General features: G+C 50.6%; 2 protein-coding genes. Both read left to right on the forward strand.

The window, feature by feature from the left end:
• The first annotated feature begins 1150 nt into the window (after positions 1 to 1150).
• Positions 1151 to 1702: a hypothetical protein gene (locus tag ACIOWA_RS27810; RefSeq protein WP_401162912.1), complete on the forward strand. Its 552-nt coding sequence runs from the start codon at positions 1151 to 1153 to the stop codon at positions 1700 to 1702.
• A gap of 19 nt (positions 1703 to 1721) precedes the next feature.
• The gene (locus ACIOWA_RS27815) at positions 1722 to 2384 is read left to right on the forward strand and encodes a hypothetical protein (protein ID WP_401162913.1); all 663 of its coding nucleotides are present in this window, start codon (positions 1722 to 1724) and stop codon (positions 2382 to 2384) included.
• The last annotated feature ends 42 nt before the right edge of the window (positions 2385 to 2426 follow it).

Raw genomic sequence — 2426 nt, forward strand, 5'->3', positions numbered from 1 at the left:
AGGTGAATAGTACGGCACGACCAGTCTCTTTCCGCCCCCGATATGCTTTTTTTGGAAAAACCGGAGAGGCGACAACTATCCTGACACCGGGGGGGATACTTGGGTCTTTTCATCCCGCAGGTTGAGTAGCGTGCTGTATACGTACTGAACATAGCTCTCAAAATCCTTTCTCGTGTTTGTTGTGCTAGACATTTTTATACCGTTGAGATTTGTCACGGAGATTGTGGGGGGGCATGTTTGTTGAGGTTTTCGGAGGCCAACTAAATTGAGATCAGCCGCCGATTTGGAGTGACATTACTCTCGCTATAGCGAAATAAGATATCCAGGGCGCTTGCGGTTGAATAAAACGATTTTGCCTTGATCCCACGTTTTCTCCGAGTGTAGGCAATCTAGATATCTTCCCCATAGTTCTAGTGCGAACTGTTTTTCTGGTAAATAGCTATATCGATCGTAGTGGGCAGACTGCACATCGTTGCGTCCATGAGACAAGATCCAGCTTCGTGTTTCTTTAGTGATTCCCAGGGAAGCCATCAGCGTTTCAGCGCTTACGCGCACGTTTGCGTAGCTGAAATATCGCGTTTTGCCAGCCCCGCTCAGAGCTTTTCCAGCATCACTGAATCGCTTGCCCGCAGTGTCCGGAGGAATACAGAACGGGCCTGGTCCGACCTTGCTCTCAAACAAAGGCTTCAGGACTTCTTTTAATTCGATCAGTGAGTGGCAGTAAGTGGTCCCATGCTTGAGCTTTTGGTCCTTTCCCGTCGGTAAGGTGCAGAAGGAGTCATTAAGGAGGGTGCACTGATTTTGGTTAGAATATTATGCTTTATCTATAGCTTTTTGTTCTAAGTCGTCACGAGCGAGTCGATTTTCTGTTGACTATGCTAGCAGCACAATCCCAACCTTGGTGATGGTACGGAGCAGCGGTCGCATGGATGCTACGGTCAATCAGTGTGCTCCGTTCACATGGGCGTTTCTGCCGAATGTATTCATCCCGACTTTTGGCCGCTGGCGAGCCTTTATGCGCGCTGAGGGGGTCTCTATTTGTTCACCATCTAATCCTCTGAAAAAGTGGTTTCCCCTTGGAGTTGGAAGCCTTTCGCCAGGCTTTTTTGCTGCGTCACACATTGAAAATAAAAGACGATAAGGATGAATTATGTACATACCCTCTGACCCCAAAGTTATACAAACTGTCGCCGAAGACGGGTTTGTGCGGCGCTGGGTCTTTTGGCTGCCACTGGTTATAGCAACTCTTCTGGTTTATTTAAGTCCTGAAGAGCATGGGGCATTATCGGGGAGCTTGAAATTTTTCACCTGGCTGCCCGTGCTTGTTTTTCCTTCAATAGATGTTTGGGCCAGTAGGTCCTCTTTTCCAGAGGACACAAGACTCCTGTTTTCCTTCTTTGCCTATGCCTCTATCTACTATGCCGTCCTGGTCGCAGGCTGGGAGAAATACACGCTGGCTTTTATAGGCGATCGCAACTCTCCTAAACGGCATCTCAAACCGCTGATCGTTATGCTGTATCTATTGCCGCCATTACTGCTGTTCAGTGTGGCCCTTCCCGCTGAAGAGAAGTGCTTGAACCTGTGCATTCACGAATCAAGACTTCTGCAACTTATCTACGGGTTCTTGTTGTCGTTTTGGTTGGGCTTTGGCCTGGCGTCGCTGTACTGGTGGATTAGAAATTTCTCAAAGATTCATTTCTAAAAAATAAGAGAGGTACGCCATGGCTAGCTCGCAAATAGATTATTCCACGTTTGAACCTGACTGGTGGGATGGTGTTGGCGTTTCTGCCGAAGCCGTAAAGGGTGGGATTGAAAAAGCGATCCATGAAGCCTATGGCGGTAGCCTCTCTGAATCGAACCAAAAAGCGCTGGCTGACGCGGCGTATCAGCACCATCTGGCACAAAACGCCATGAAGGCCTCGGCCGCGGCAGCCAAAGAGGCGCTGCAGTATGCCGACCTACCTGATTCCCCGTTGTATAAAAATGCGACGGCGACGGCCAAGGCCTATGAGTCGATTGCAAAAAGTGCCATGGGTGAGGCCAACCAGATCATGAGCAATGCCAATGCCGGTGGTGCGTTGGCAACCAATTTCAGCCGCCTGGCGTCAGTACTGGGGCCCGCCATCAACATTGCCCAACTGGGGACGGCGATGAACACGGGAGACGCCTATGAGGTCGGCAAGACGGCGGTCACCGTATTGGCCGGCATGGCCATCGGGTCGCTTGCTGCCGCCGCCATGACCGCCGCAGGCGCCCCCATTTTGGCCGCGACGGCCGCCTCAATTGTGCTCGGGTTCGCTGCCAGCAAGTTCTGGGGTAAAGGGGGACAGACCCTGAGGGATCCCCGATTTTTCTTACAGAAAATCAAGAAGTTGGAATATTGAAGAGGCCTGCATGAGTCGGCAACTTGGTTTGCACCACACAAA

It is taken from the genome of Pseudomonas sp. NPDC087614 (genome assembly GCF_044743485.1).
Lineage (GTDB): Bacteria > Pseudomonadota > Gammaproteobacteria > Pseudomonadales > Pseudomonadaceae > Aquipseudomonas > Aquipseudomonas baetica_A.